Below are 25019 nucleotides of genomic sequence, written 5' to 3' on the forward strand. Positions count from 1 at the left end.
TGGGGCTTCCCCATGTGAGAGTAGGTCACCGCCAGGTAGGAATAGAGAGCCCCGATAAATATCGGGGCTTTTTTTTAAAAAAATCCTTAAAAAAAGCACCGCACTTTTATTCATTTTTCAGTCTATTATTCATACCCGATTTATCCGCCCATTGTTTGCTTGGATCAATTCTCTAGGTAATGTTGAAAATTGGCTCATCTATCTCATTTTTCAGCTATTCCGCCATATTTATCGTTTATTAGTTAGGTTATTTTATAATTGGAATTTTTAGTATATTTAATACTTATTTAAAGTATAATTGAAACTTTTTTAAATTAAGGGTAAAGTGTCAATCATATTTTAAGGAATTTGCTATGAAGAAAGATTTAGTTTACCGCCAGAAATACCTTGAAAGGGTACGCCCGTTTATCGGCAAATCCTTGATTAAAGTATTCACAGGGCAACGCCGTGTGGGTAAAAGTTATTTGCTGTTTCAGATTATGCAAGAGATTCAGACGGCGGATAAAAAAGCCCATATTATTTATATCAATAAAGAAGACTTGGCATTTAGCCATATTTCCAGTGCTGAAAATCTAAATGATTTTGTACGGCAACAGAAAAAGTGCGGTCAAAAAAATTATATTTTTATCGATGAAATTCAAGAAATTACCGGCTTTGAGCAGGCGTTGCGTTCGCTTTTATTAGACGATGAACTGGATTTGTATTGCACAGGCAGCAATGCTCATTTGCTTTCTCGGGATATTGCCGGAGCCTTGAGCGGGCGGGCGATTGAAATTAATGTCCATTCTCTTTCCTATTTTGAATTTCTTGAATTTATGCAGTTGGAAGAGAGTGATAAGGCGATGTCGTTATTTTTAAAATATGGCGGTTTACCTTATTTGAAAGACCTGCCATTGCAAGATAATATTGTGTTTGAATATCTGAGAAATATCTATTCCACCATTGCGATTCGCGATATCGTGAACCGCTACTCATTAAGAAATGTGCAATTTTTAGAGCAACTCACGCAATTCTTGGCGAGCAATATCGGCAATCTGTTTTCCGCCAAAAAAATCTCTGATTTCTTAAAATCGCAAAAAATCACCACTTCAAGTACGCAGGTACAAAATTATACGGAATACCTTGCTAGCGCCTTTTTGATTCACAAAGTACCGCGTTATGATATTGAGGGAAAACGCATTTTTGAAATCGGTGAAAAATACTATTTTGAAGATTTAGGCTTGAGAAATGCTTTGATCGGCTATCGCGTGCAAGACCGTGGCAAACTGCTTGAAAACTGCATTTTCAATCATCTTCAAATCGCAGGTTACAATGTCAAAATCGGCGGTTTAAATAGCCAAGAAATTGACTTCGTGGCAGAGAAAAATGGCGAACGTATTTATGTACAAGCCGCACTCGCCATTAACGAAGAAAAAACGCTCGAAGGAGAATTCGGCAACTTATTGAAAATTCAAGACAATTACCCGAAATATGTGGTTACTATGGATGAATTTGACGGTAATAGTTTTGAGGGAGTGAAGTGCTTGAGTTTGAGGGAGTTTTTGAAGTTGGTCTTGGGAAGGCAGGATTAGATGGTAGATCTATTATCTCAGAAACAGGTATTTACAAAAATTATGGGAGAGGCTTAAAATGCCGTCTGCCCCAACTTTCAGACGGCATTCATCCCCTTACTTACCCAATTCCTTTTCCTGCAACCATATTCGGCCATTTTTTGCTTAGGCTCAAGCAGATTTGCTATTGGTCTTTAACTTGATTATCGGACGGTTTGTGGCTGATGAAATCGCCGTAGTAAATCACCATCGGAGTTTTGCCCAATTTATCGATGCATTATTAGAGAAAATTTAATTTTTCCCCGTTTCTTTTGTATGTATTTTAGTTTTTAAGGCTCGGGGCTGGTTATTCTTTATTCTTCTTATTCCGTCTGCCCCGAATATGGAATAATATCCTCTATCATCAATTATTCGGAATTCCTGCTATGCACGGCGCAAGTTTTTTCTCTTCTTTTTTATTTTCTATGGGCGTTACCTTGCCCAATCTGCTTATTTTGATGCTAGGAATTATATTGCGGCGCATCGGAATGATCGATGATCGTTTTTGCGAGCAGGCGACCAAGCTGGTATTTAATATTACCTTACCGCTGCTGCTGTTTCTCAGCATTGTAAATAATCATGTGGATTATGCTTCTCAGGCGTTGCTGCTTGGGGTGGGGATTTGCGGTACCTTGATTATGTTTGTTCTGGCGGAATGTTTTGCGGCAAAGTTTATCGCTGAAAAAACAGAGCGAGGAACTTTCGTACAATCGGTTTACCGGGGTAATAACGGTATTATCGGGCTGGCGTTGTGCATTAACGCTTATGGCGATGCGGTGTTTGCCCCCGCTTCTATTTATGCCGCCGGTTTGACGCTTATTTATAATATTCTCGGGGTGATTACGCTAAGTCGTTCCCTATCCGACGGCAAAGTGAGTATGGGAGCGATGCTGAAGAATATTGCTAAAAATCCGTTAATTATTGCAATTATTCTCGGTTTAGTCGCTAATGCCTTGCAGCTTCGCTTGGTAAAGCCTCTTCAGTTAACCGGCGGTTATCTTGCTGCGGTAACCTTGCCTTTGGCGTTGATTTGTGCCGGTGCCAGTATTAATTTTCGAGCTATCGGGCAACTTTCCGGGGTTTCTCTCCGTTCTAGTATCGGGCGTGTGCTGTTCGCACCGGTTTTTATGGTTCTAATCGCCAAAGGATTCGGGTTGAAGGGTATGGATATGGGGATCGTATTGTTGATGGCGACTACGCCCCTTGCGGCGGCTGCCTATGCTATGGTTAGAGCGATGGGCGGAAATGCGGTAACGGTGGCCAATATTATCGGCATTACCACTATAGGTTCTATGCTGGCTTCCGCCTTAGGATTGATCCTGTTATCCCAGATCGGCTGGCTGTGATGATGACCGCAGATTATTTTTCGTCTAGGGAGCATAAAGTGCGGTCGTTTTTTTATAAAGTTTTTATTCTACGCTTATTTTAACCGCGACCCGTTCGCCCCTTTCTAAGCGCTGACGGATTCTCGCCGTTTCCACGCACAGCATATTGCGGTAAGCCTGTTCGGACATAGCGCTCGTCGCTTTGTGCCAAGGGTTCCAGACCACAATATCGGAAGCATTGCTATGCTCGATTTTGATTATGCGTTTATACAGCGGATCTTCAATCAGGGTAGGTTGATTTGGCCGCGGATAGATACAATCCACATGTTCCCCGATTGAACGAGGGGACGGCACTATTTGTTCGCTTTGACTTAGAGAATCGAAACATTGTTCGGATAAATTGTGCAGTATTGTTTGTTCGATATCGCCCAGATTAAAATAACTGTGCAATGCAAGCTGAGCCTGGGATTCGGCGAAATTTACAAAGGTGATTTCACATTCCCGATCAAAGGTCATAATGATCTGAGCGAGAATAATATCCTGAGCGGAAAATAATGAAAAAACCAACCGCACTTTGTCGCTTTCGATAATATATTCGCTTAATTTCCACAAACTGATGCGGGCGAAGCCGTGTGCGGGAGTCCCCGCGTTATTAAACCAGGGATAGCAGATAGGGATGCCGCCGCGAATCGCCTTACCCAAGGAGAAGGGTTCTATTTCGCTGAGCCAAAATACGTCCTGTTGGGTATGCCGGGGCTTCCAACTAAGTAAATGTGCGCCCTGTAGTGCGATTTCCGCCGAACCTATTTCATGTTGTAATTTAAGCACGGGAATCTCGTTATAATGGTATAAACTCAGGGCGGGAGTGATTTGCTCTACTAATTTGTATTCCATAATTTTTCCTTTTATAACCTCGCTTTGTTACAATATAACCCAAAATTTCCCTTAATATGAATAAAAATAACAATGACAGATGTTGATTCTATCGCCCGGGTTTTTGCCCAAGATGGGACATTAAGCCGTAATCTGAAAGGGTTCAGCCCCCGTGCGGCACAACTTGAAATGGCTCAAGCCGTATCGGAAGCCATTTGCCGTCGTCGCCCTTTATTGGTGGAAGCGGGGACGGGAACCGGGAAGACCTTCGCCTATCTTGCCCCGGCACTGCTGTCGGGGAAAAAGACCATTATTTCCACCGGCTCGAAGAATCTGCAGGATCAGTTGTTTAAACGGGATCTGCCGGCGATTAAAAAAGCCTTGAACTATACGGGAAAAGTCGCTTTGCTAAAAGGCCGGGCCAATTACCTTTGTCTTGAACGTCTGGATCAGCTGATTGCTCAGGGTGTACTGGGGGATCGTTCCGTTCTGGCGGATTTATCCAAAGTGCGTAAATGGAATAATGCGACTCAAAGCGGTGATCTGTCCGAATGTATTGAACTGGCGGAAGACAGCCCTATTCTGCCGCAATTGGTCAGTTCACAGGAAAGTTGCCTGGGGACGGATTGTCCGAATTATGCGGATTGTTATGTGGCGGCGGCGCGTAAACGTGCCTTGGCGGCCGATCTTGTGGTGGTGAATCATCACCTGTTTTGCGCCGATATGGCGGTAAAGGAAAGCGGTTTCGGGGAATTGATTCCTGAAGCTGAAGTGATTATTTTTGATGAGGCTCATCAGTTGCCGGATATTGCCGGACAATATTTCGGCCAGTCCTTAACTTCGCGCCAGCTGTTTGATTTATGCAAAGATATGCATATCGTTTATCGCACCGAGTTGAAAGATATGCAGCAACTGGGCGCCGCTTCCGATCAGCTGATGAAATCTGTGCAGGATTTTCGCCTGTTACTCGGCGATAAGAATACAAGGGGTAATTGGCGCGATTTATATAAACAATCGCCACTGCAAAAGGGGATGCAAACGCTGCGCGAAAGATTATTGTTTTGCGCCGAAGTGATTAAGTTGGTTTTGGGGCGCTCCCAAACTCTGGACAGTATTTTTGAACGAATTGATAAGCTCAAAGAATTGTTCGAACGTTTCACTGATACCTCCGTTACCGGCTATTGCTACTGGTACGAAACCTTTAACCGCCAGTTCGGATTATATATTACGCCGCTGACCGTAGCCGATAAGTTCGGCGAACAAATGAAAACGCAGAAAGCGGCTTGGATTTTCACCTCGGCAACCTTGGAAACCGGTGGAACTTTTGAACATATCCGCCATCGCTTAGGTATTGAAGACGGCGAACAGAAGCTATTGAAAAGCCCCTTTAATTATGCCGAGCAAGCGTTATTATGTGTACCCCGTTACCTGCCGGCCAGTAACAGGGAGGATACCACCCGGCAACTGGCACAAATTTTGTTGCCGGTAATTGAAGCGAATCTTGGGCGTTGCTTTGTTCTCTGTACCTCCTATTTTATGATGAAAAGTCTGGCGGAGTATTTTCGCAATAACAGCGCATTATCCGTGCTATTGCAGGGTGAAACCTCAAAATCCCGCTTACTTGAACAGTTTGTACAGGAAAGCCATAGCGTGCTTGTGGCCACTTCCAGTTTTTGGGAAGGTATCGATGTGCGCGGCGATGCCCTGTCGCTGGTTATTATCGATAAACTGCCCTTTGCCGCCCCTGATGATCCTTTACTGAAAGCAAGGATTGAAGATTGCCGCCTACAGGGGGGAGAGCCCTTTCGGGATATTCAAATTCCGGAAGCGGTTATTGCACTGAAGCAGGGAGTAGGGCGTCTGATCAGGGACGTTACCGATAAAGGTGCGATAATTATTTGCGACGGCAGGCTGGTTATGCGCCCCTATGGCGAAACCTTTCTGAAAAGTTTACCTGCGGCAAAACGTACCAGAGATTTACAAAAAGTGATAGAATTTCTCACATCAAAGCGAAGTGAAGAAAGAGAATAACATGAATTTAACATTATTAGCCCTGGACACTTCGACCGAAGCTTGTTCCGTGGCTTTATTGCACCGGGGAGAAACGCTCTGGGCGGATGAACAGGCTCAGCGTAGTCATACCAAACGTATTTTACCGATGATCGACAAAATTCTGGCCGATGCCGGATTACACCTAAAGCAGGTGGATGCGTTGGTTTTCGGGCGGGGACCGGGCAGTTTTACCGGTGTTCGTGTGGGCGCAGGTATCGCGCAGGGGCTGGCTCTGGGGGCGGATTTACCGGTTATTCCGGTTTCTAATCTAACGGCAATGGCGCAGGCCGCTTATGAAATTCATGGGGCGAATAAGGTTATCGGTGCAATAGACGCACGAATGGAAGAGGTGTATTGCTGCTATTTGAGCGGACAAAAAGTGCGCTCGGAATTTGGCGAGTTTATGCAATGGCAGCCCCTGATTGAAGAGCAGGTATGCTCACCGCAACGGCTTATTGAACAACTGAAAGCTATGCCGCAAACGGAGGCTTGTTGGCGCGTGGGAACCGGTTGGTCGGCCTATCCCCAGCTGGCGGAGGCGGATTTAGCTCGCTCATCGGATATCATTCTGCCTTCCGCCCGTTATATGCTGCCTTTGGCTCAACCTGAATGGTACGCCAAGCGTTTACTGAACGCCGTTGAAATTGAACCGGTTTACCTGCGTAATCAGGTTACCTGGAAAAAACTGCCGGGCAGATAATGCCGGCATATTAGCGATCGGCTGCGGTATAAACCTAATTCCGTCATGAGGAGGGAAAAATGAAAAAAGGATTTATATTATTATCATCTGTGTTACTGCTTAGCGCCTGTGTTTCTCCGCCGCAAGGATTAGAAAAGGAGCAATCATCGCTGCGGAATATAAAGGACATAGTTGCAGAGGATTATGCCTGCCGTTGTAAAACCGTTCGATTGGGGGGAAAAGTGCTTTCCGCCACGGCAATGAAAGATCGGATGCGAGTTGAAATTCTTAGCCTGCCGATTGCTTCATTTTCTGCCAAACCGGTACTGAGCGCCGATAGTGATGGGCGTTTTATCGCTTATTTGGACGGGTTTATCGAACCGGAAAATTTAATTCAGCAATATATTACCGTATCCGGCATATTGAAGGGGACGGAAACGGAAAAAATCGACCGGGCGGATTATACCTATCCCGTCGTACAAGTGAAAAACTATAAAAAATGGAGACTGGCGCAGCGTTATGCTTATGCGGCAGAGGACTGGGAGGATTTTGACGGCTATTATGCTTCTCCTTTCTGGGGATGGCCTTCGCCCTTCTGGTATCCGCGACCGATGCTGCGTTATTATTTGTATTAATTCAGAGCAAGATTTTATCTAAGGACATATATGCAAAAGCCATGGTTTAAAAATTATCCGGAAGGCTCGGAACAAGAACTGGATACCTCCGTATATCGTAATATTTTGGATATGCTTGACAAGGCGGTGCGCGAGCATCCCGACCGCCCGGCCTATATCAATATGGGGCAGGTTCTGACCTTCCGTAAACTGGAAGAACGCAGTCGGGCTTTTGCCGCTTATTTACAGAACGAACTGAAATTACAGCGCGGCGATAGAGTAGCGCTGATGATGCCGAATTTACTGCAATATCCTATCTCCCTTTTCGGCGTATTGCGTGCGGGGCTGATTGTAGTGAATGTTAACCCGCTGTACACGCCGCGCGAACTGGAACATCAGCTGCAAGACAGCGGTGCGAAAGCTATCGTCGTGGTTTCTAATTTTGCCTCCACGTTGGAAAAAGTCGTATTTAATACCTCGGTTAAGCATGTGATCTTAACCCGTATGGGTGATCAGCTTTCTTTCGGGAAGCGTACCCTGGTTAATTTTATTGTTAAATATGTCAAAAAGCTGGTGCCTAAATATAAACTGCCGCATGCGGTAACCTTCCGTGAGGTACTGAGTATCGGTAAGAACCGCCAATATGTGCGCCCGGTGATTGAGCGCGAGGATTTAGCCTTTTTACAATATACCGGCGGCACCACAGGTATTGCGAAAGGGGCGATGCTCAGCCATGGTAATATTATCGCCAACGTATTTCAGGCGAAGTGGATTGCGGTTCCCTTTTTGGGCGAACGGGAAAGGGAACGTAATGCGATCTTGGCCCTGCCCTTGTATCATGTTTTTGCGCTTACGGTAAACTGCCTGCTGTTTATTGAATTGGGGGTTACCGCAGTATTAATTACCAATCCGCGCGATATTGACGGCTTTGTCAAAGCGCTGAAAAAACAACGCTTTGTGGCGATTACCGGGGTCAATACGTTGTTTAACGCTTTGCTGAATAATGAAAACTTTAAAGAAGTGGATTTTTCCGCACTGAAACTGTCCGTAGGCGGCGGTATGGCGGTTCAGCAGGCGGTGGCGACCCGTTGGCACGAATTAACCGGTTGCAGCATTATCGAAGGTTATGGTATGACGGAATGTTCTCCGTTAATCGCCGCCTGCCCGATTAATGTGGTTAAACATAATGGCACCATCGGGGTTCCGGTTCCGAATACTGATATTAAAATTGTGAAAGAGGACGGTTCGGAAGCCGCATTAGGTGAGGCCGGCGAGCTTTGGGTGAAAGGGGAACAGGTGATGCGGGGCTACTGGCAGCGTCCGGAAGCTACGGCGGAAGTCCTGAAAGAGGGCTGGATGGCAACCGGTGATATTGTGGTGATGGACGAGTCTTACAGCTTGCGTATTGTCGACCGCAAAAAGGATATGATTCTGGTTTCCGGTTTTAATGTTTACCCGAATGAAATCGAAGATGTGGTGATGCTTAATTATAAGGTGGCGGAAGTGGTCGCTATCGGTGTGCCTAATGAAGTCAGCGGCGAAACCATCAAGATTTTCGTGGTCAAAAAAGACGATAGTTTAACGAAAGACGAGCTGCGCAAACATTGCCGACAGCATCTGACCGGTTATAAAGTGCCTAAAGAAATTGAGTTTCGCGACGAATTACCTAAAAATAACGTCGGAAAAATTCTGCGTCGCGTATTGCGTGATGAAGAACAGGCGAAACGTACGCATTAATTTGTTATTACAGCGCACGGATTTCAGTGCGCTTTTTTATTTTACCTAAACTCGGAACCCGCAATGAATATAAAAGAAATTAAAAATCAACCGTTCTTTCATCTGGTAACCGATGATGAAAGTTTAGCCCGTGTTTGTCGCCGGGCTCTGCAACAATCCGTAGTGGCTTTAGATACGGAATTTATCCGTATCCGCAGTTATTTTCCCAAATTAGGCCTGATTCAGTTGTATGACGGCGAATGCGTGGCATTGATCGATCCCTTGGAGATCCGGGATTTTTCTCCCTTTATCGAGTTACTAAAGGCGCCCCAAGTGTTGAAAGTATTACATGCCTGCTATGAAGATTTGGAAGTTTTTCAGCATTATTTCGAACAGTTGCCCGAACCTATGGCGGATACTCAGATTATGGCGGCTTTTCTAAAGTTTCCCGCTTCTACCGGCTTGGCAACATTGATTAAGCATTATTTTTCTCTGGAATTGGATAAGGGCGCTTCCCGTACCGATTGGCTGGCTCGGCCGCTATCGGAAACACAGCTGAGATATGCGGCCGCGGACGTATGGTATCTGCTGCCCTTATATCATCATATGAATAGCGAACTGGAAGGAACGAGATGGAAAAGTGCGGCGGAATTTGACTGTGCTTTATTACTGGAAAAACGTCATCAGATAAAACCAAGCGACAGCGCTTATCTGAATATTACCAATGCCTGGCGCTTAGATGCGGAAGAGCTGATGCGTTTGCAGCTCTTGGCAAAGTGGCGCCAGGAAGAAGCGATAAAACGCGATCTGGCGTTAAATTTCGTGGTAAAAGGGGAAAACTTATGGGCGGCGGCAAAGCATAATCCCGTGCATACCTCGGACTTACTAAGCCTGGGATTCAGTACACAAGAGGTGCGGATTCACGGTAAAAAAATCTTGCAGCTGCTGAGCAAAGCAAAGCGTATCGATGCGGCGGAATACCCAGCACCCATTACTCGCCTGGCGGATGATCCCCGTTATAAGCAAACTTTGAAAGCCTTACAGCGGCGCCTGGCGGAAATCACGCCGCCGGATTTAAATTCGGAGGTGATTGCCAGTAAACGGGGACTTGAAAGTCTGATGAAATGGTGTTGGCTGCGCCGGCGGGATAAGGATAACCTACCGCAACTGATGCGTGGTTGGCGTAGGGAATTTGGTGAAAGCTTAGCCGCTTTGCCGGAATTGCAGGGATAAAAAATCCCCCTCTTTTAGAGGGGGACAATGGAAAAATTACATTTTTTCTACGGTTTTGATTCCCAACAGCGCCAATCCCTGTTTCAGGGTTTTCTCGGTAAGGCGAGCCAGTTTCAGACGGCTGAGCTTCAGTTCCGGTTCGGCGTTTAAAATCGGGCAATGTTCGTAGAAGGCGGAAAATGCTCCGGCCAGTTCATACAGATAATTACACAGAATATGCGGGGTGCCTTCTTTTGCCACGCTTTGTACCGCTTCTTCAAACTGTAGCAGTTTAATGGCCAACGCACGTTCCTTTTCATCATTTAAACTGATGTGCGCCTCCTGCAATTGCTTCTGATCCACATCGGCTTTGGCGAACACGGAACGAATTCGGGTATAGGCGTACTGCATATAAGGTGCGGTATTACCTTCGAAGCTGAGCATATTATCCCAATCGAAAACATAGTCGGTAGTACGGTTTTTGGATAAGTCGGCGTATTTCACCGCTCCGATGGCGACCGCTTCAATTACCGCCGCTTTTTCCCGCTCATTAAGGGCGGTATTTTTTTGCTCGATTAACAGAGTGGCGCGCTGTACCGCTTCGTCCAGCAGATCCGCCAGTTTAACCGTACCGCCGGAACGGGTTTTAAAAGGTTTACCGTCTTTACCCAGCATCATGCCGAAATTATGATGTTCAAGGCTGAAACTGTCCGGCACATAACCGGCTTTACGGGTGATTAGCCAGGCTTGCTGCATATGTTGGCTTTGGCGCGTATCGGAAAACACCAGAGCGCGATCCGCTTTTAAGGTTTCGTAGCGGTATTTGGCCGCAGCGATATCTGTGGTGGTATAGAGGAAACCGCCGTCTTTTTTCTGTACGATAACCCCCATAGGTTCGCCTTCCTTATTCTTAAATTCTTCCAAGAAGACGACCAATGCCCCTTGGTCTTCCTGTGCCAGTCCCTGCGCTTTCAGATCGGCGACAATCGCAGGCAGCATCGGGTTGTACAGGCTTTCACCCATCACGTCTTTTTCCGTGAGCGTTACATTCAAGCGCTCGTAGTTGCGCTGATTCTGACGCATTGTCATATACACCAGTTTTTTCCACATCGTACGGCAATATTCATCGCCGCTTTGTAGTTTCACGACATACTGACGCGCTTTTTCGGCAAAGACCGGATCCTGATCATAATGTTCCTTTGCCGCACGGTAAAAGGCTTCGAGATCACTGAGTTCCATTTCACTGGCATGTTCGTTTTCCATTTTTTCCAGATAAGCAATCAGCATACCGAACTGGGTACCCCAATCTCCCACATGATTGGCACGAATTACATGATGTCCGAGAAATTCCAGGGCGCGAACTACCGCATCGCCGATAATGGTGGAACGCAAATGACCCACGTGCATTTCTTTGGCGACGTTAGGCGATGAGTAATCCACCACCACGGTTTGCGGATGCTCGGTATGAATACCGAAATGCTCGGCCGTTAGCGCATTTTGTGCATTGTCCGCAATCCAGTTTTTACTGAGGAAAATATTAATAAAGCCGGGGCCGGCAATTTCAGTTTTTTCGGCGATATCCTTTAAATCAAGGTGCTCTAACACTTTTTGCCCGAATTCACGGGGATTCAAACCGAGTTTTTTCGCCGTTGCCATAATGCCGTTCGCCTGATAATCGCCGAATTGCACTTTCCCGGACTGACGAACCGAAGGTTCGCATTGATCATCCGCACCGGCGGCGATCATCGCTTGTTTTACTTTATCGGATAAAACGGACTGAATGTTCACTATATATTCCTATTGTTCGGATTTGATTAAAAAAATTAATCCGCTATGATACTCCGGTTTGCTATTTTGGAAAAGGTGGAGTGGGAAAAAATGAAAAATTTATCGCTGCCGCATAATTTATTTGCTATGGGCGAGGAACTTAAGCGGGATTTTCCATTGTTCGAGAGGAAAATCAGTCAACTGGCGGAAGTGATGAATATTTCCCTTTCCGCCTATGTAATAGATCATCTGGCCCTGCGCAGCAACAGTGAAACCCTAGCGAAAAGCTGGCTGACACTATTATTAAAGTGCGGTACAATTCTGAGCGATAATCGGATTAACGGCCGGCCCATTTATCTGATTCGGCTGCATCAGCCGCTGATATTTGCGGGACAAGCGGTGGAAGTGATTGAACTGCCTTTCCCGAAAAATAAGCATTATCCACAGGAAGGCTGGGAACATATCGAACTGGTCATGCCGTTTTTGTCGCAGGAATCCGTAGCCGAATGGCAGGAGCGGATTTTATCTTTATTCGGCTGGAACCGTTCGGCCCATTTAAAGGTCAAAATCAGCGAACCGAAAGGTGAAGGGGAAAGACTGCCGAATCCCTCGATTGCGGTGAGTCTGGCGGATCAATCCGAAAATCATACCTGCATTAAGGTTCACCCTTATAGCATTCAACGGGTTGTCGGGCTTCATTCCGGTGCAAAGGGCGTTTAGGCGGATATGCCGGGAGCTGCGGAAAGGACTAATATTTCCTTCCGTTTTTTTATGATTTATTTTAAAAGGTTATTGATATGAAAAAATTAGCATTGGTTGTGTTGTTAAGCTTAGGAATGGCGGGCTGTGCGAATACGGATATCTACAGCGGAAATGTATATTCCGGCAATCAGGCGAAAGAAGCGCGTTCCATCAGTTACGGTACCATCGTATCGGTGCGAGCGGTGAAAATTCAGGCGGATAATCAGGGTGTGATCGGTACCGTTGGCGGCGGTGTTCTCGGCGGTATCGGCGGTTCTGCTATCGGCGGCGGTACGGGGCGTGCGATTGCTACGGCGGTAGGTGCGGTTGCCGGCGCGGTACTTGGCAGCAAAGTAGAAGAAAAAGCGACCCAAGTCGATGCGGTGGAATTGGTTATTAAGAAAGATGACGGCCAGGAAATCGTGGTGGTTCAGAAAGCCGATAGCAGCTATCAGCGCGGCGCCCGAGTGCGTATTGTCGGCGGTTCCAGTTTGAACGTTTCCGTTATTTAAGCCCGCTTCGGCAGGAAAGGCTTGTGGTTTACAACATAAGCCTTTCTTTTTTCGCGAACAGATTTTATGACCTTTCCCTTTTTTGTATTTCCTTTGCGCTTTGTGATTAAAAGTGCGGTCCTTTTTATGCTTATTTTTTTATTGAGCGCTTGTGATCCGGTTCCCCATGATAAATCGCCCGCAACAGCATCGGATAAAGCGGCGGCCGCAACTAAACCGGCCATACCTGTTTTAACTCGAGCGGTTTATTCCGATTTAGTATTAAATCCGACGGATATACAAAATGAGGAACAGGTGAGCTTCCTACGCGATTTATTTGAAGGACTGACGATTTTTGATCCTCAGGGTAATGTGATCCCCGGCGCTGCTTCCCACTGGTATACGGAAGATAATAAAATCTGGTTTTTTAAGCTACGTCCCGAGGCTAAATGGAGTAACGGCGAACCCGTCAGTGCCGAAGATTTTGTGCTGAGCTGGCAAGCGCTGGCACGTTCTGCCGGGCCGTTAAAAAATTATCTGAGCTTTATGCACCTGGAAAACGCGCTTGAGGTTGCGGAGGGTAAAATGCCGGTGCAGGCATTGGGAATTCATGCGCCCGAGCCTTTTCTTGTACAGATTAAGCTGGATAAGCCCCTTTCCTATTTACCTAAAATGTTGACCCATGCAGCATTGCTGCCGCGTTATCGGGGGGAGGCGACGAATCCCGTGGCTAACGGCGCCTATGGACTTGTTGAACAACGGGGGGATTTGATTCGGCTGGAGAAGAACTCTTTTTATCCTCAGCAGGAGAATATCTATTTCACTCGGGTGGATTACAGAAAAATAGGCACAGGTCAGGATCTCGGTGCGGCAGATTTAGTTGTTTCGCCGGCGCCCGGCACTGAGAATACGCAGCTTTTTCCCCGTTTGTGCAGCTATTTTTACGAATTTAATTTTCGCGATGCCCTTATGGCTAAAAGTGCGGTTAGGAAAGCATTGGTTTCTATGATTTCACCGGCGGCGATTCTGAGAGATGAAAAATTGGCGATGATGCCGAGTAATTCCGTGCTGCCTCGTAATATGCAACCTGAATCCGATACGCAATGGCAGGCTTCGGTGGTGGAACAGTTATTACAGCAGGCGGGGATTTCCGCCGCTAACCCGTTACGCTTTAAGCTGAGTTATGATCAGGTGGGCATTCATCCTGCTATTGCCAACCGTTTGATTCAAGCCTGGTCGCAGTCGGATTTGATTCGGGTTGAAGCTCAGCCCCTAAGCTGGACGCAACTGCAGGAGAAGCGCAATAAAGGAGATTTTCAGGTAATACGTTCCGGCTGGTGCGCAGACTATAATGATGCTTCCGCATTTTTTCACTTATTCCGTTCCGGCAGTCCGGATAATAAAACCGGTTTTGCCAATCAAGAACTGGATCAATTATCAGAGCGCCTGAGTAACGAGATTATTGAACCCCAGGCTGTAACGGATATTTTACGTCGTATTTCCGATCTCATTCGTCGAGAAAGGGTAGTGCTGCCGATCTTTCAATATAATAAGGCGGTCTATATTAAAGAGGGGATTGCGGGCTATGAGCTTTCCAATCCCACCGAAACCCTGTACAGCAAGGATCTTTATCGTTTGCAAAATCGCCCTCATTCCTCCCCGCAGCACTAATCAAATAGGTGTATATGGGAAAAATAATCCAGCTTCCGTTTGCCGAAAGGGCTGTAATTTATTAAAATGACGGAGTTTTTTTGTTTTACCTTCTGTGGGAAAAGGGGAGCGAAGCTCCTCCTGTCGCAGCATAAGCCTTATGCTTCGCTGTTTTTGGGGCGGTTTTCTATCCCGAATATGTTGAGTGATTTTTCTTTAATTTATGACAATTTTAGTTCTTGGTATTAATCATAAGACGGCAACTGTCGCAGTCCGCGAAAAAGTCGCTTTTAGTGAAGAGAAGCGGCGTTTTGCCTTGCAACAAATCCGGGAAATAAAATTGGCTCAGAGTGCGGTGATTCTATCAACCTGTAATCGTACGGAGATTTATCTGCATGATAAGTTTATTCCGCCGCAGGAAGAATCGGAACAGAACCGACAATGGCTCGAAGGCTGCATTCGCTGGTTTGCGGAAATTCATCAGTTGGAGCCCCAAGCGTTAGAAAATTGCCTGTATGCCTATCAAAATCAGCATGCGGTTAAACATCTGATGCGGGTTGCCGGCGGACTGGATTCTCTGATTCTGGGCGAACCTCAGATTTTGGGGCAGGTGAAGCAGGCCTATCAGAGCAGTACGGATTATTATCAACAGCAAGCGCAGGCGATGTCCGGCGAATTTTCCCGTTTATTCCAGAAAGCCTTTTCTGTGGCGAAACGAGTGCGCACGGAAACCTCTATCGGCGACAGTGCGGTTTCCGTTGCTTATGCCGCCTGCGGACTGGCTCGTCAGATTTTTGAAAATCTGCAACAGCTTAATATTCTGTTGGTCGGTGCGGGGGAAACCATTGAGTTGGTCGCTCGCCATTTGTTGCGCCACGGGGTAAAAAAGCTGACCCTTTCCAACCGCACTTTATCCCGCGCCGAACAATTGGTACATAAATTAGATGCCGCAGATATCCGTATTTTAGCACTGGAACAGTTGCAGAGCGGACTGAATGAAGCGGATATCGTTATCAGCTCTACCGCAAGCCCAAATATATTGATAACCCGAGATATGATGAAAGCGGCTCAGCAGCGGCGTAAAAACGCTCCGAGTCTGATTATTGATATTGCGGTACCTCGTGATGTGGAGGAAAGTGTCGCCGAGCTGGACAGCGTATATCATTATACGGTGGACGATTTGCATAATATTATCCGGCGTAATCTGAGCGAGCGGGAAAAGGCTTCTAAGGAAGCGGAAAAGATTATTCAGCATGAATGTGAAGATTTCTTCGAATGGCTGAAAATCCATCAGGTATCGGATTTAATCCGACTCTACCGTGAGGAAGCTGAAAATATCCGTCAGGGGCTGGTGGAAAAAGCCATTGTCGCCTTACATAAAAATGAAGATGCGGAAAAAGTGTTACAGGAGTTAAGTTATAAATTAATGAATAAGCTGATTCATAGTCCGACGCAGGCTATGCAGTTAATGGTAAAACGCGGCAATACGGAAGGGTTGCAGAGTTTTTCCAGTTCGCTCGGAATTAAGTCCGAAGCGGATAAAGAATCCTCCAATTAAAAAGCGGAATTAAATAATTCCGCTTTTTTCGTCCGTATTTTTATTAAAGTACAATGGTTTTATTCTGGAAGACGAATATTCTGTCGTGCAAGGCAAGATCCAGCGCTCGGCTTAATACGGTTTTTTCAACGTCCCGTCCCGCTTTCATCATAGCTTCCGCATTATAGGTATGATCCACATTAATTACGTTCTGCATGATAATCGGGCCTTGATCCAGCTCGTTATTAATGAAATGCGCTGTTGCTCCGATAATTTTTACTCCGCGCTCATAAGCCTGCTGATAAGGTTTGGCGCCGATAAATGCCGGCAGAAATGAATGATGAATATTAATCACTCGGTTCGGGTAGCGGGAAACGAATTCCGGGTTTAGCACCCGCATATATTTGGCCAGTACGATATAGTCGGGCTGATATTCATCGATTTTATCAGCCAGTAACTTATCATGTTCCACCCGAGTTAAATTTTCATGACTGATACAATGAAAAGGAATATCAAAACGTTCGACCAATGATTTTAAATGGGCGTGATTACCGATAACGGCGGCTATTTCCACATCCAGACCGCCATAATAATTCTTCATCAGAATATCACCGATACAATGGGCTTCTTTGGTTACTAAAATAACGATACGCTTTTTACGGTTGCCGATTAACCGGCAATTGGTTCCCTGCGGTAAACTGAAGGCTAAATCGGCCAGCAAGGTTTCTTCATTAAAAATACCTTCCAATTCGGTACGCATAAAGAAATGTTTTGTTTCAAAATCAACGAATTCATTATTATGCAGAATATTAAGTTGATGTTTGTAACAAATATTGGTGATTTTGGCGATTAATCCTTTGTCATCGGGACAGTCGGTAAGCAGTATTTTATTTTCAATCATAGGGTGTTGCATATTAAATATAGTTCCTACAAAAAATAAAACCCATTATATTCAAATGGGTTTTACTTCACACAAAAAGAATTAAATTGCAAATGAAGACAGCGGTTTTCCAGCGTCCAGCTGAGCCTGAATCGCTTTCGGCGTTCTGCCCTGACCGGTCCAGGTTTTTTCCTGTCCGTTTTCATCCACATATTTATATTTCGGTGGAAACGGCGCTCTTTTTTTACGTGTGCGAACCGGCGTATCGCCACCCAGAATTTCGGCTAATTCTGCCGCGGTAATGCCGTCTTGTTTTAATAATTCTTTATATTTTTCAATACGGCTCTGACGCTCTTCGGCCAGACGTTTATTTTCCTGCTCTTCGGCACGTTTTTCTTCAACCACGATCTGCACTTTATTCAAAACGGATTCTAACTGCTCCAGAGTTAATTCGCGTGCGATAACGCGCAGGCTGCGGATATTGGTTAAAGTTTTAAGTAATTCGGTCATTACGCCTCCTTATTTCAGCTTCTTTTTGCTTTGAATTTAAAATTAACTAGTAACATATATTTAGTACGGCAGAATAATAAACCAATATATTTTTTATTGATATAAGGTACTGTACTTCAATACATAATAATACATAATTCAGTTCATTCCGATTATAAGACTATAGGACAATCGAAAAGTTCTTCTAATCATATAGTAATTTTTATTTTAGGTAAATCTTATTCAGCTGATAATCTTTTATCTTTTCGCTGGTATAACCTGATAAAGATAAGGTTAAAAAATTCTTGCTTTTTCTATTGGCTTTTGGGACGTAATACGGTAATCTTGGAGGGCCTATAAATGTAGAGGTGCGAATATTATAAGTAATTTTCCCGAGTGGATAACGTTGAAGGAAGAGGAAAGGAGTATTCGCCGAAATCGGTTAAAAGTCATTTTATCCGGTTGGTGGCATTACCGAAAGGGATGTTACTGTCATAGTATTATTTATTCACTATGGAGCGCTACTGGTTAGGTTGGGTTCTTATCACCTGCCTTTCTTTTAATTTTATAATCTCGCCGATTATTCCTTTAAGTAGTTCTCTTTAAATTTTATTTAGGTAGAACAATGCAATTAGTTGATTTTTCCACTTCCGCCTGGTCGGTATTACCGGCGATTCTCGCCCTGGCTTTAGCAATTGTCAGCAGAAAAGTAATTCTTTCCCTGAGTATCGGTATTTTGGTCGGTGCGATAATGCTAAGCGACGGCAACATTGGAACCGGTCTGCAATATTTATATGATCGGGTAACTTCTTTGATTTACACCTTTGACGAATCCGGACAATGGGTACTTAATGATAATAATACGAATATTATATTTTTCCTGTTATTACTGGGTATTCTCACTGCTTTTTTAAGCGTATCCGGCAGTAATCAAGCTTTTGTCGAATGGGCTCAGCGGCATATTAAAAGCCGACGCGGTGCAAAATTGATGGCGGCCTGTCTGGTTTTCGTTACCTTTATTGACGATTATTTCCATAGTCTGGCGGTAGGCGCCATTGCGCGTCCGGTAACGGATAAGTTTAAAGTATCTCGTGCTAAATTAGCCTATATTCTGGATTCCACCGCCGCACCTATGTGCGTGCTGATGCCAATGTCCAGCTGGGGCGCCTATATTATGACCCTGATTGCCGGTTTGTTGGCGGAACATGGTATCCGCGAATATTCGCCTATCGGAGCCTTTATTACCATCAGCTCCATGAATTTTTATGCGATTTTTTCTATTGTTACGGTTTTTGTCATTGCGATTTTTTCCTTTGATATCGGCCCTATGGCGCGTCATGAACGACAGGCTATGGCGAAAGAAGAAAACGAATGCGATGAAGAGGGGGCGGTAAAAGGAAAGGTCAGAAATCTTGTATTACCTATTTTAGCGCTGATTGTCAGTACCGTAGCTATGATGATGTACACCGGAAATCAGGCGTTAGCCGCCGAAGGTAAAGCTTTCAGTGTGCTTGGCGCCTTTGAAAATACGACGGTGGGTTTATCCTTAGTCGTCGGCGGGTTGACTTCCATTGCGGTATCTAGCTTATTAATCGTGGCTGGGCGCCAGGTCAGCCTCAGCGAATATCTGAGAGCGATTATCCTCGGTATGAAATCCATGTTGGGAGCGATTCTGATTCTGTTCTTCGCCTGGACGATCAATAAAGTAGTTAGCGATATGCAAGCAGGGCAGTATCTTGCCGGTTTGATTTCGAGCAATCTTGCGGCAGGGTTGTTACCGGCATTACTCTTCTTACTAGGTACCGTGATGGCATTTTCTACCGGAACCAGTTGGGGGACTTTCGGTATTATGTTACCTATTGCGGCGGCAATTGCGGTGAACGCCGCACCGGAATTATTGATTCCTTGTCTGTCCGCTGTAATGGCGGGCGCGGTTTGCGGCGATCATTGCTCTCCGGTTTCGGATACTACTATTTTATCCGCCAGTGGTGCGAAATGTAATCATATGGATCATGTAACCACTCAATTGCCTTATGCTTTACTGGTCGCCTTATCCACCACCGTAGGTTATTTAACGGTCGGATTTACTCAATCCGGCCTATTGGGCTTTGTTGCTACGGCGGCTGTGTTAGCCCTAATCCTTCTGATCGGGAAAAAACGTATCTGAAAAATGTGATCAGACACAAATTTATCAATAAAAATTTAATTTTTTATAAAATGCGACATTTAGTCGCATTTTTTTATTTTATTTAATTTATTTTTTATAAAATATCGAAATTTGTTATATTTTTGGAGTTTTATTCTTATTTTTACCGAATGGATTTGGTTTGAAATGCTGTGAACGGGCTAGACAATTCTCCGGGGATAGGTAAACTGAAATTCGGTTTATAAAAAAGTTAGGGTTTCTTTAGGGGAACCCGTGGAAGAATGCCCTAGGCACGAGAGGTGAGTATGAAAAAATTATCCGGCGCGGAGATGGTAGTGCAGGCATTGCGCGATCAGAACGTAAAATACTTATTCGGTTATCCCGGCGGGTCGGTACTGGATATCTACGATGCCATTCATACATTGGGCGGCATTCAACATATTCTGGTACGCCACGAGCAGGCGGCGGTTCATATGGCGGACGGCTATGCCCGAGCAACAGGAGAGGTCGGTTGCGTTTTGGTTACCTCGGGGCCGGGGGCGACGAATGCAATTACGGGGATTGCCACCGCCTATGCGGATTCCGTTCCCTTGGTGGTAATTACCGGTCAGGTGATGAGCGGGCTAATAGGGACCGATGCTTTTCAGGAATGCGATACCGTGGGGATTTCCCGTCCGGTGGTAAAGCATAGCTTTATGGTTAAACGTACCGAAGATATTCCGAGCATTATTAAAAAGGCATTTTATATCGCCTCCACCGGACGGCCCGGCCCGGTGGTCATCGATATTCCAAAGGATGTGGTAAATCCGGAGAATAAATATCCTTACGAATATCCGAAAGACATTTCCATGCGTTCCTATAATCCAAATATTCAGGGGCATAAAGGACAGATCAAAAAAGCCTTAAAAGCGCTTTTAGTGGCGAAAAAACCGGTTTTATTTGTCGGTGGCGGCGTTATTGCGGCCGATTGCAGTAAAAAACTAACCGAATTCGCACAACTGTTACATCTTCCGGTTACTTCCTCATTAATGGGGTTGGGCGCATTTCCCGCTACGGATAAACAATTTTTAGGTATGCTCGGAATGCACGGTACCTATGAAGCGAATAATGCTATGCATCATAGTGATCTTATTTTGGGGATCGGCGTCCGTTTTGATGACCGGACGACCAATAATCTGGCGAAATATTGTCCGGAGGCCAGAGTTATCCATATTGATATCGATCCGACCTCGATTTCCAAGAACGTGCCTGCGGCTATTCCTATTGTGGGGAGTGCGGATAATGTATTAACCGAGTTTTTAGCCCTGCTGGAAGAGGATAATTTAGTAAAATCTCAGGCGGATCTCAGCGACTGGTGGAAGCGGATTAATCAATGGAAGGATAGAAAATGCCTTGCTTACGAGCAGGATAATGAGGTACTAAAACCGCAGGCCGTGGTAGATTGCATTTACCGCCTTACTGAGGGTAAGGCTTATATCGCGACGGATGTCGGACAGCATCAGATGTTTGCGGCGCTGCATTATCCCTTTGAGCGACCGCGCCATTGGATTAGCTCCGGCGGATTGGGAACCATGGGATTCGGTTTACCGGCGGCGCTCGGCGTTAAGTTGGCTCATCCCGAAGCTAAGGTCGTTTGTATTACCGGCGATGGCAGTATTCAAATGAATATTCAAGAGCTTTCCACGGCAAAACAATATGGTATTCCGGTGGTGATCGTCAGTTTAAATAATCGTTTTCTCGGCATGGTGAAACAGTGGCAGGATTTAATCTATGCAGGCCGTCATTCTCAGGTGTATATGAATTCGCTGCCGGACTTCGTAAAACTGGCGGAGGCGTACGGCCATGTGGGGATCCAAATTAATCATCCGCAGGAACTGGAGGAAAAACTCGAACAGGCTTTTGCGGTTAAAGATAAATTGGTTTTTGTCGATGTTCAGGTGGATGCTTCCGAACATGTTTACCCGATGCAGATACGCGGCGGGGCCATGGATCAAATGATTTTAAGTAAAGCGGCGGAGTAAAATATGCGTAGAATTTTATCTGTATTAATAGAAAACGAGTCCGGCGCATTGTCGCGCGTCGTCGGATTATTTTCCCAACGGGCATTTAATATTGAAAGTCTGACCGTAGCACCTACCGACGATCCCACATTATCCCGAATGACCATAGAGGCGTACGGCGATGCCGGGGTATTGGAGCAAATTGAAAAGCAACTGCATAAGCTGGTCGATGTATTCAAGGTAATTAACCTCAGCGATTGCGAGCATGTGGAACGCGAGGTGATGTTATTAAAGATACGGGCGGTAGGAACCACCCGAGATGAAATAAAGCGTTTGGCGGATATTTTCCGCGGTCAGATTGTAGACGTAACAACCAAATCCTATACGGTACAGCTAACGGGTACAAAGGATAAATTGGATGCTTTTGTGAAGGGCGTTAAAGAAGAAACCTCTATTATTGAAATCGTACGCTCGGGGCTTATCAGTCTGTCCCGCGGTGAGAAAAATTGCCTTTAATCGCTTCAGGCGGAAAAAAGTGCGGTGATTTTGACCGCACTTTTTTACGACCATGAGAATGATCAAAGTTTTAGGTATCTTTTCTGGTTTATTTCTTTCTTAGTGCTAAAATCAAGCCGGCAGTTTCGGAAGGTATTAAAGCATGAAATTAGATGAGTTAGCTAAGCTTGCCGGTGTTTCCACCACTACGGCAAGCTATGTTGTAAACGGTAAGGCGAAAAAATATCGAGTCAGTGATAAAACCATCGCCAGAGTCGAAGCATTGATCAAGGCTTATGATTTTAAACCCAATGCGATGGCGGCGGGATTGCGCGCCGGAAAAACCAATACGATGGGGTTGATTATTCCGGATTTTGAAAATATCAGTTATGCGAAAATTGCCAATCAACTGGAAAAAGCCTGCCGTCAGCAGGGGTATCAGTTATTGATCGCCTGTTCTAACGATAATGCGGAAAACGAAGCGGAATGTGCCAAACATCTGATTCGGCGGCAGGTGGACGCATTATTCGTATCCAGCGCATTACCTGAGGATACGACTTTCTACGCTCAGTTCGAGCAGACGCCGATTATCGGATTCGATCGTTTTCTTGGGGCCGCTGGGATCGATAACGTACTGACGGACGATGAGGCGAATGCCGAAGGTTTGGCGGAGGCCTTGCTGATGCGGCAAGGGGGGCAACGGATTCTATTTTTAGGCGCATTGCCTGAATTACCGATTAGCCGGGCAAGGGAGCAGGGATTCCGCAGCCGCTTAAGTAATACGGAATGTAAAGTGGATTTTTTGTATGCAAACCGCTTTCATCAGGACGATGCCGCTGAGGTATGCGCACAATGGCTAGGTAAAAATCAGATGCCCGATGCCTTATTCACCACTTCTTTTACTCTGTTGCAGGGGGCGCTTAAAGCGTTGATGCAACGCCCCGGCGGTATTCCCGATAGATTGAACATCGCGACTTTTGGGCAGCATGAAATGCTGAATCTGTTGGAAAATCCGGTAGTATGCAGCGTACAGGATCACCGTAAAATTGTGGATTCGCTGTTGACAATAGCATTAGAACGAATCGGCGGTAAATCCTTATGCCGACGGGAATGTATTTTGCGTCAATTAGTATTCCATCGCTGGGCGAACTAGAGTCGTTAAGGGTAAAAACGGCAGGGAAGATAATTTTTCTCTGCCGTTTTTGTTGTGCCGTCTTTCCTTTATTTATCCGCTTTGGAAAGAAAAGACCAACAGATGGCCAATAAGGAAAGCGCCGAAGCTGCCGTCAGCACCAGCATTACTACGTTTAATAGCGGATATCTGTTTAATATCAGATGCTGGGTTATATTGCTTTTATTCAAATATACAAAATAGCTTGTGGCCGCCCAAATACCCCAGGTCAAACTTGCCAAACACAGGCTTTTTAACCTTATTTTCCAGCCGAGATGCTTTTTATTAATAATCATCTGTTTTTGTAATTTTATATCGGTCATTGTTAGACTCCTCTGTCCGGGCTTGTCCAAACCGCAAATTGGGATTTCTTCCGGAATATGGCTCTGGGCAAACCTATGGCAAGGGTGGCCATGCCAATCAGCCAGTAAGCCCAGGGGTACCAGATACAATGAAAGGCATAACGAAATAAGCCGTTTTCATATTTGCTGTCGATATAAAGGCTGCATAGGAATTGCAGCAGAAAGGTGAAAAATAACAGGATAATTCCCGGTTTAAGCAATGAGGTTTCGAATAGATGGAGCATATTATGCCCGGTGATAATGCCGTAAAAGCTGGCAATGGTACTGAGCAATAATAAAAATACCCAATTTGCGGTTACCAGATATTCAATATACATCGGCCATAAGCGCCGGTTTTTGAAGCGCCATACTTGGGGAAAATATTTGATAATGACTTCGGCTCCACCCTGAGCCCAGCGCAGGCGCTGCTTAAATAAGCCCCCGAGCCGTTCGGGCATTAACACCCAGCATATTGCTCTTGGCTCGTAATAAATATTGTATCCGGCAGTTTGCAATTTCCAGCTGATATCGAGATCCTCCGTCAGCATATCCGTACTCCAACCGCCGAGCCGGCGTATAATCTCCGCATTAAACAGGCAGCATACGCCGGAAACCGTAAATATCGTACCGATCAGGCTTTGCGCCCGTTTGATCAGGCCGATGATGGCACTAAATTCCGATACCTGAAGGCAACCTAGAATCGTACTGCGGTTACGTACGCGCGGATTGCCGGTAACCGCCGCATAAACAGGATTTTTTTCCAGAGCCATCACCATATAATCCAATGCGGAATAATCCAATACCGCATCTCCGTCAATACAGAGGACATATTTTCCTTTGGCAAGATTAAGGGCGTTATTTAGTGCGCTGGCTTTACCGGAGTTTTTTTGATGCAGGGCGGTAATGCGTTTGTTTTTTTGTGCCCAGCGATCGATGATTTCTCCTGTTTTATCCGAGCTGCCGTCATTGATCAGAATCAACTCATAGTTCGGATATTGCAGGGTTAACAGATGAGGTATGGATTCTTCCAATTGATCCGCTTCGTTATAGCAAGGCATCATAATACTGACCAAGGGAATATTTTCAGCGGGCATTTTACCGAGCAAAATCCCTTTGCGCTTATTTTCCATAAATACAAAGTAGATGATTCCGGCAATCGACCAATATACCGCCATCACTGCCGGGTGCAGAAAAATAAACAGTCCCGTTATTTCGATTATCATATTCATATTACGTTCATCCTGAAAGTAT

Annotated in this window: 21 protein-coding genes and 1 riboswitch; of the genes, 15 read left to right on the forward strand and 6 right to left on the reverse strand. The window is 45.4% G+C overall.

The window, feature by feature from the left end; translation table 11 throughout:
- Nucleotides 1-353 precede the first annotated feature (353 nt).
- Together EDC45_RS06875 and EDC45_RS06880 are read left to right on the forward strand one after the other, a co-directional pair.
- Nucleotides 354-1571, forward strand: a complete 1218-nt coding sequence (locus EDC45_RS06875) for an ATP-binding protein (protein WP_133544836.1) — start codon at nucleotides 354-356, stop codon at nucleotides 1569-1571.
- A gap of 404 nt (nucleotides 1572-1975) precedes the next feature.
- Nucleotides 1976-2935: an AEC family transporter gene (locus EDC45_RS06880; RefSeq protein ID WP_133544838.1), complete on the forward strand. Its 960-nt coding sequence runs from the start codon at nucleotides 1976-1978 to the stop codon at nucleotides 2933-2935.
- A gap of 63 nt (nucleotides 2936-2998) precedes the next feature.
- Here EDC45_RS06880 and EDC45_RS06885 read toward each other — a convergent pair whose 3' ends face one another.
- A complete protein-coding gene (locus EDC45_RS06885; protein ID WP_133544840.1) occupies nucleotides 2999-3808 on the reverse strand; it encodes a D-hexose-6-phosphate mutarotase in 810 nt (269 codons plus the stop codon).
- 72 nt (nucleotides 3809-3880) lie between these two features.
- Here EDC45_RS06885 and yoaA point away from each other — a divergent pair, with 72 nt between their 5' ends.
- The 5 genes from yoaA to rnd all read left to right on the forward strand — a co-directional run bounded on the left by yoaA (nucleotide 3881) and on the right by rnd (nucleotide 10081).
- Nucleotides 3881-5818, forward strand: coding sequence for a DNA repair helicase YoaA (yoaA, locus tag EDC45_RS06890; RefSeq protein ID WP_133544842.1), 1938 nt, complete (start codon nucleotides 3881-3883; stop codon nucleotides 5816-5818).
- A 1-nt stretch (nucleotide 5819) separates the two neighbouring features.
- Entirely contained in the window at nucleotides 5820-6539 is a 720-nt protein-coding gene (tsaB, locus tag EDC45_RS06895; protein ID WP_133544844.1) for a tRNA (adenosine(37)-N6)-threonylcarbamoyltransferase complex dimerization subunit type 1 TsaB, read from the forward strand.
- A 59-nt stretch (nucleotides 6540-6598) separates the two neighbouring features.
- Nucleotides 6599-7153 (forward strand): Slp family lipoprotein, encoded by a 555-nt coding sequence (locus EDC45_RS06900; protein WP_133544846.1) that lies wholly within the window; start codon nucleotides 6599-6601, stop codon nucleotides 7151-7153.
- 30 nt (nucleotides 7154-7183) lie between these two features.
- Nucleotides 7184-8869 (forward strand): long-chain-fatty-acid--CoA ligase FadD, encoded by a 1686-nt coding sequence (gene fadD / locus EDC45_RS06905; RefSeq protein WP_133544851.1) that lies wholly within the window; start codon nucleotides 7184-7186, stop codon nucleotides 8867-8869.
- 63 nt (nucleotides 8870-8932) lie between these two features.
- Nucleotides 8933-10081, forward strand: coding sequence for a ribonuclease D (rnd, locus tag EDC45_RS06910; RefSeq protein ID WP_133544853.1), 1149 nt, complete (start codon nucleotides 8933-8935; stop codon nucleotides 10079-10081).
- A 36-nt stretch (nucleotides 10082-10117) separates the two neighbouring features.
- On the opposite strand, the gene argS is transcribed toward rnd, so the two are convergent.
- Nucleotides 10118-11848: an arginine--tRNA ligase gene (gene argS / locus EDC45_RS06915; RefSeq protein WP_133544855.1), complete on the reverse strand. Its 1731-nt coding sequence runs from the start codon at nucleotides 11846-11848 to the stop codon at nucleotides 10118-10120.
- 90 nt (nucleotides 11849-11938) lie between these two features.
- Here argS and EDC45_RS06920 point away from each other — a divergent pair, with 90 nt between their 5' ends.
- From EDC45_RS06920 to hemA, 4 genes are all read left to right on the forward strand, one after another.
- The gene (locus EDC45_RS06920; RefSeq protein WP_279526596.1) at nucleotides 11939-12547 is read left to right on the forward strand and encodes a VOC family protein; all 609 of its coding nucleotides are present in this window, start codon (nucleotides 11939-11941) and stop codon (nucleotides 12545-12547) included.
- Between the two features lie 77 nt (nucleotides 12548-12624).
- Complete coding sequence (locus EDC45_RS06925) at nucleotides 12625-13080, forward strand: outer membrane lipoprotein (RefSeq protein ID WP_133544859.1); 456 nt, start codon at nucleotides 12625-12627, stop codon at nucleotides 13078-13080.
- Between the two features lie 126 nt (nucleotides 13081-13206).
- A complete protein-coding gene (locus tag EDC45_RS06930; RefSeq protein ID WP_166635111.1) occupies nucleotides 13207-14730 on the forward strand; it encodes a peptide ABC transporter substrate-binding protein in 1524 nt (507 codons plus the stop codon).
- 202 nt (nucleotides 14731-14932) lie between these two features.
- Complete coding sequence (gene hemA / locus EDC45_RS06935) at nucleotides 14933-16267, forward strand: glutamyl-tRNA reductase (protein ID WP_133544862.1); 1335 nt, start codon at nucleotides 14933-14935, stop codon at nucleotides 16265-16267.
- A gap of 43 nt (nucleotides 16268-16310) precedes the next feature.
- Here hemA and purU read toward each other — a convergent pair whose 3' ends face one another.
- Together purU and EDC45_RS06945 are read right to left on the reverse strand one after the other, a co-directional pair.
- Nucleotides 16311-17147: a formyltetrahydrofolate deformylase gene (gene purU, locus EDC45_RS06940; RefSeq protein WP_133544865.1), complete on the reverse strand. Its 837-nt coding sequence runs from the start codon at nucleotides 17145-17147 to the stop codon at nucleotides 16311-16313.
- An 81-nt stretch (nucleotides 17148-17228) separates the two neighbouring features.
- Entirely contained in the window at nucleotides 17229-17636 is a 408-nt protein-coding gene (locus tag EDC45_RS06945) for an H-NS family histone-like protein (RefSeq protein WP_133544867.1), read from the reverse strand.
- A gap of 334 nt (nucleotides 17637-17970) precedes the next feature.
- A riboswitch (Lysine riboswitch) is annotated at nucleotides 17971-18147 on the forward strand.
- A 93-nt stretch (nucleotides 18148-18240) separates the two neighbouring features.
- Between EDC45_RS06945 and EDC45_RS06950 the strand changes: the two genes are divergently transcribed.
- The 4 genes from EDC45_RS06950 (at nucleotide 18241) to cra (ending at nucleotide 23409) form a co-directional block, all read left to right on the forward strand.
- Nucleotides 18241-19782: a Na+/H+ antiporter NhaC family protein gene (locus EDC45_RS06950; protein WP_133544869.1), complete on the forward strand. Its 1542-nt coding sequence runs from the start codon at nucleotides 18241-18243 to the stop codon at nucleotides 19780-19782.
- A gap of 284 nt (nucleotides 19783-20066) precedes the next feature.
- Nucleotides 20067-21782: an acetolactate synthase 3 large subunit gene (locus EDC45_RS06955; protein ID WP_133544871.1), complete on the forward strand. Its 1716-nt coding sequence runs from the start codon at nucleotides 20067-20069 to the stop codon at nucleotides 21780-21782.
- Between the two features lie 3 nt (nucleotides 21783-21785).
- Entirely contained in the window at nucleotides 21786-22277 is a 492-nt protein-coding gene (gene ilvN, locus EDC45_RS06960; protein ID WP_133544873.1) for an acetolactate synthase small subunit, read from the forward strand.
- 142 nt (nucleotides 22278-22419) lie between these two features.
- The gene (gene cra, locus EDC45_RS06965; RefSeq protein ID WP_133544875.1) at nucleotides 22420-23409 is read left to right on the forward strand and encodes a catabolite repressor/activator; all 990 of its coding nucleotides are present in this window, start codon (nucleotides 22420-22422) and stop codon (nucleotides 23407-23409) included.
- A gap of 68 nt (nucleotides 23410-23477) precedes the next feature.
- Here cra and EDC45_RS06970 read toward each other — a convergent pair whose 3' ends face one another.
- Both EDC45_RS06970 and pgaC read right to left on the reverse strand, forming a co-directional pair.
- Complete coding sequence (locus tag EDC45_RS06970) at nucleotides 23478-23750, reverse strand: peptidylprolyl isomerase (RefSeq protein WP_133544877.1); 273 nt, start codon at nucleotides 23748-23750, stop codon at nucleotides 23478-23480.
- Between the two features lie 2 nt (nucleotides 23751-23752).
- The gene (pgaC, locus tag EDC45_RS06975) at nucleotides 23753-24991 is read right to left on the reverse strand and encodes a poly-beta-1,6-N-acetyl-D-glucosamine synthase (protein WP_133545072.1); all 1239 of its coding nucleotides are present in this window, start codon (nucleotides 24989-24991) and stop codon (nucleotides 23753-23755) included.
- Nucleotides 24992-25019 lie beyond the last annotated feature (28 nt).

Origin of the sequence: Mesocricetibacter intestinalis, from assembly GCF_004363295.1 — a bacterium.
GTDB lineage: Bacteria > Pseudomonadota > Gammaproteobacteria > Enterobacterales > Pasteurellaceae > Mesocricetibacter > Mesocricetibacter intestinalis.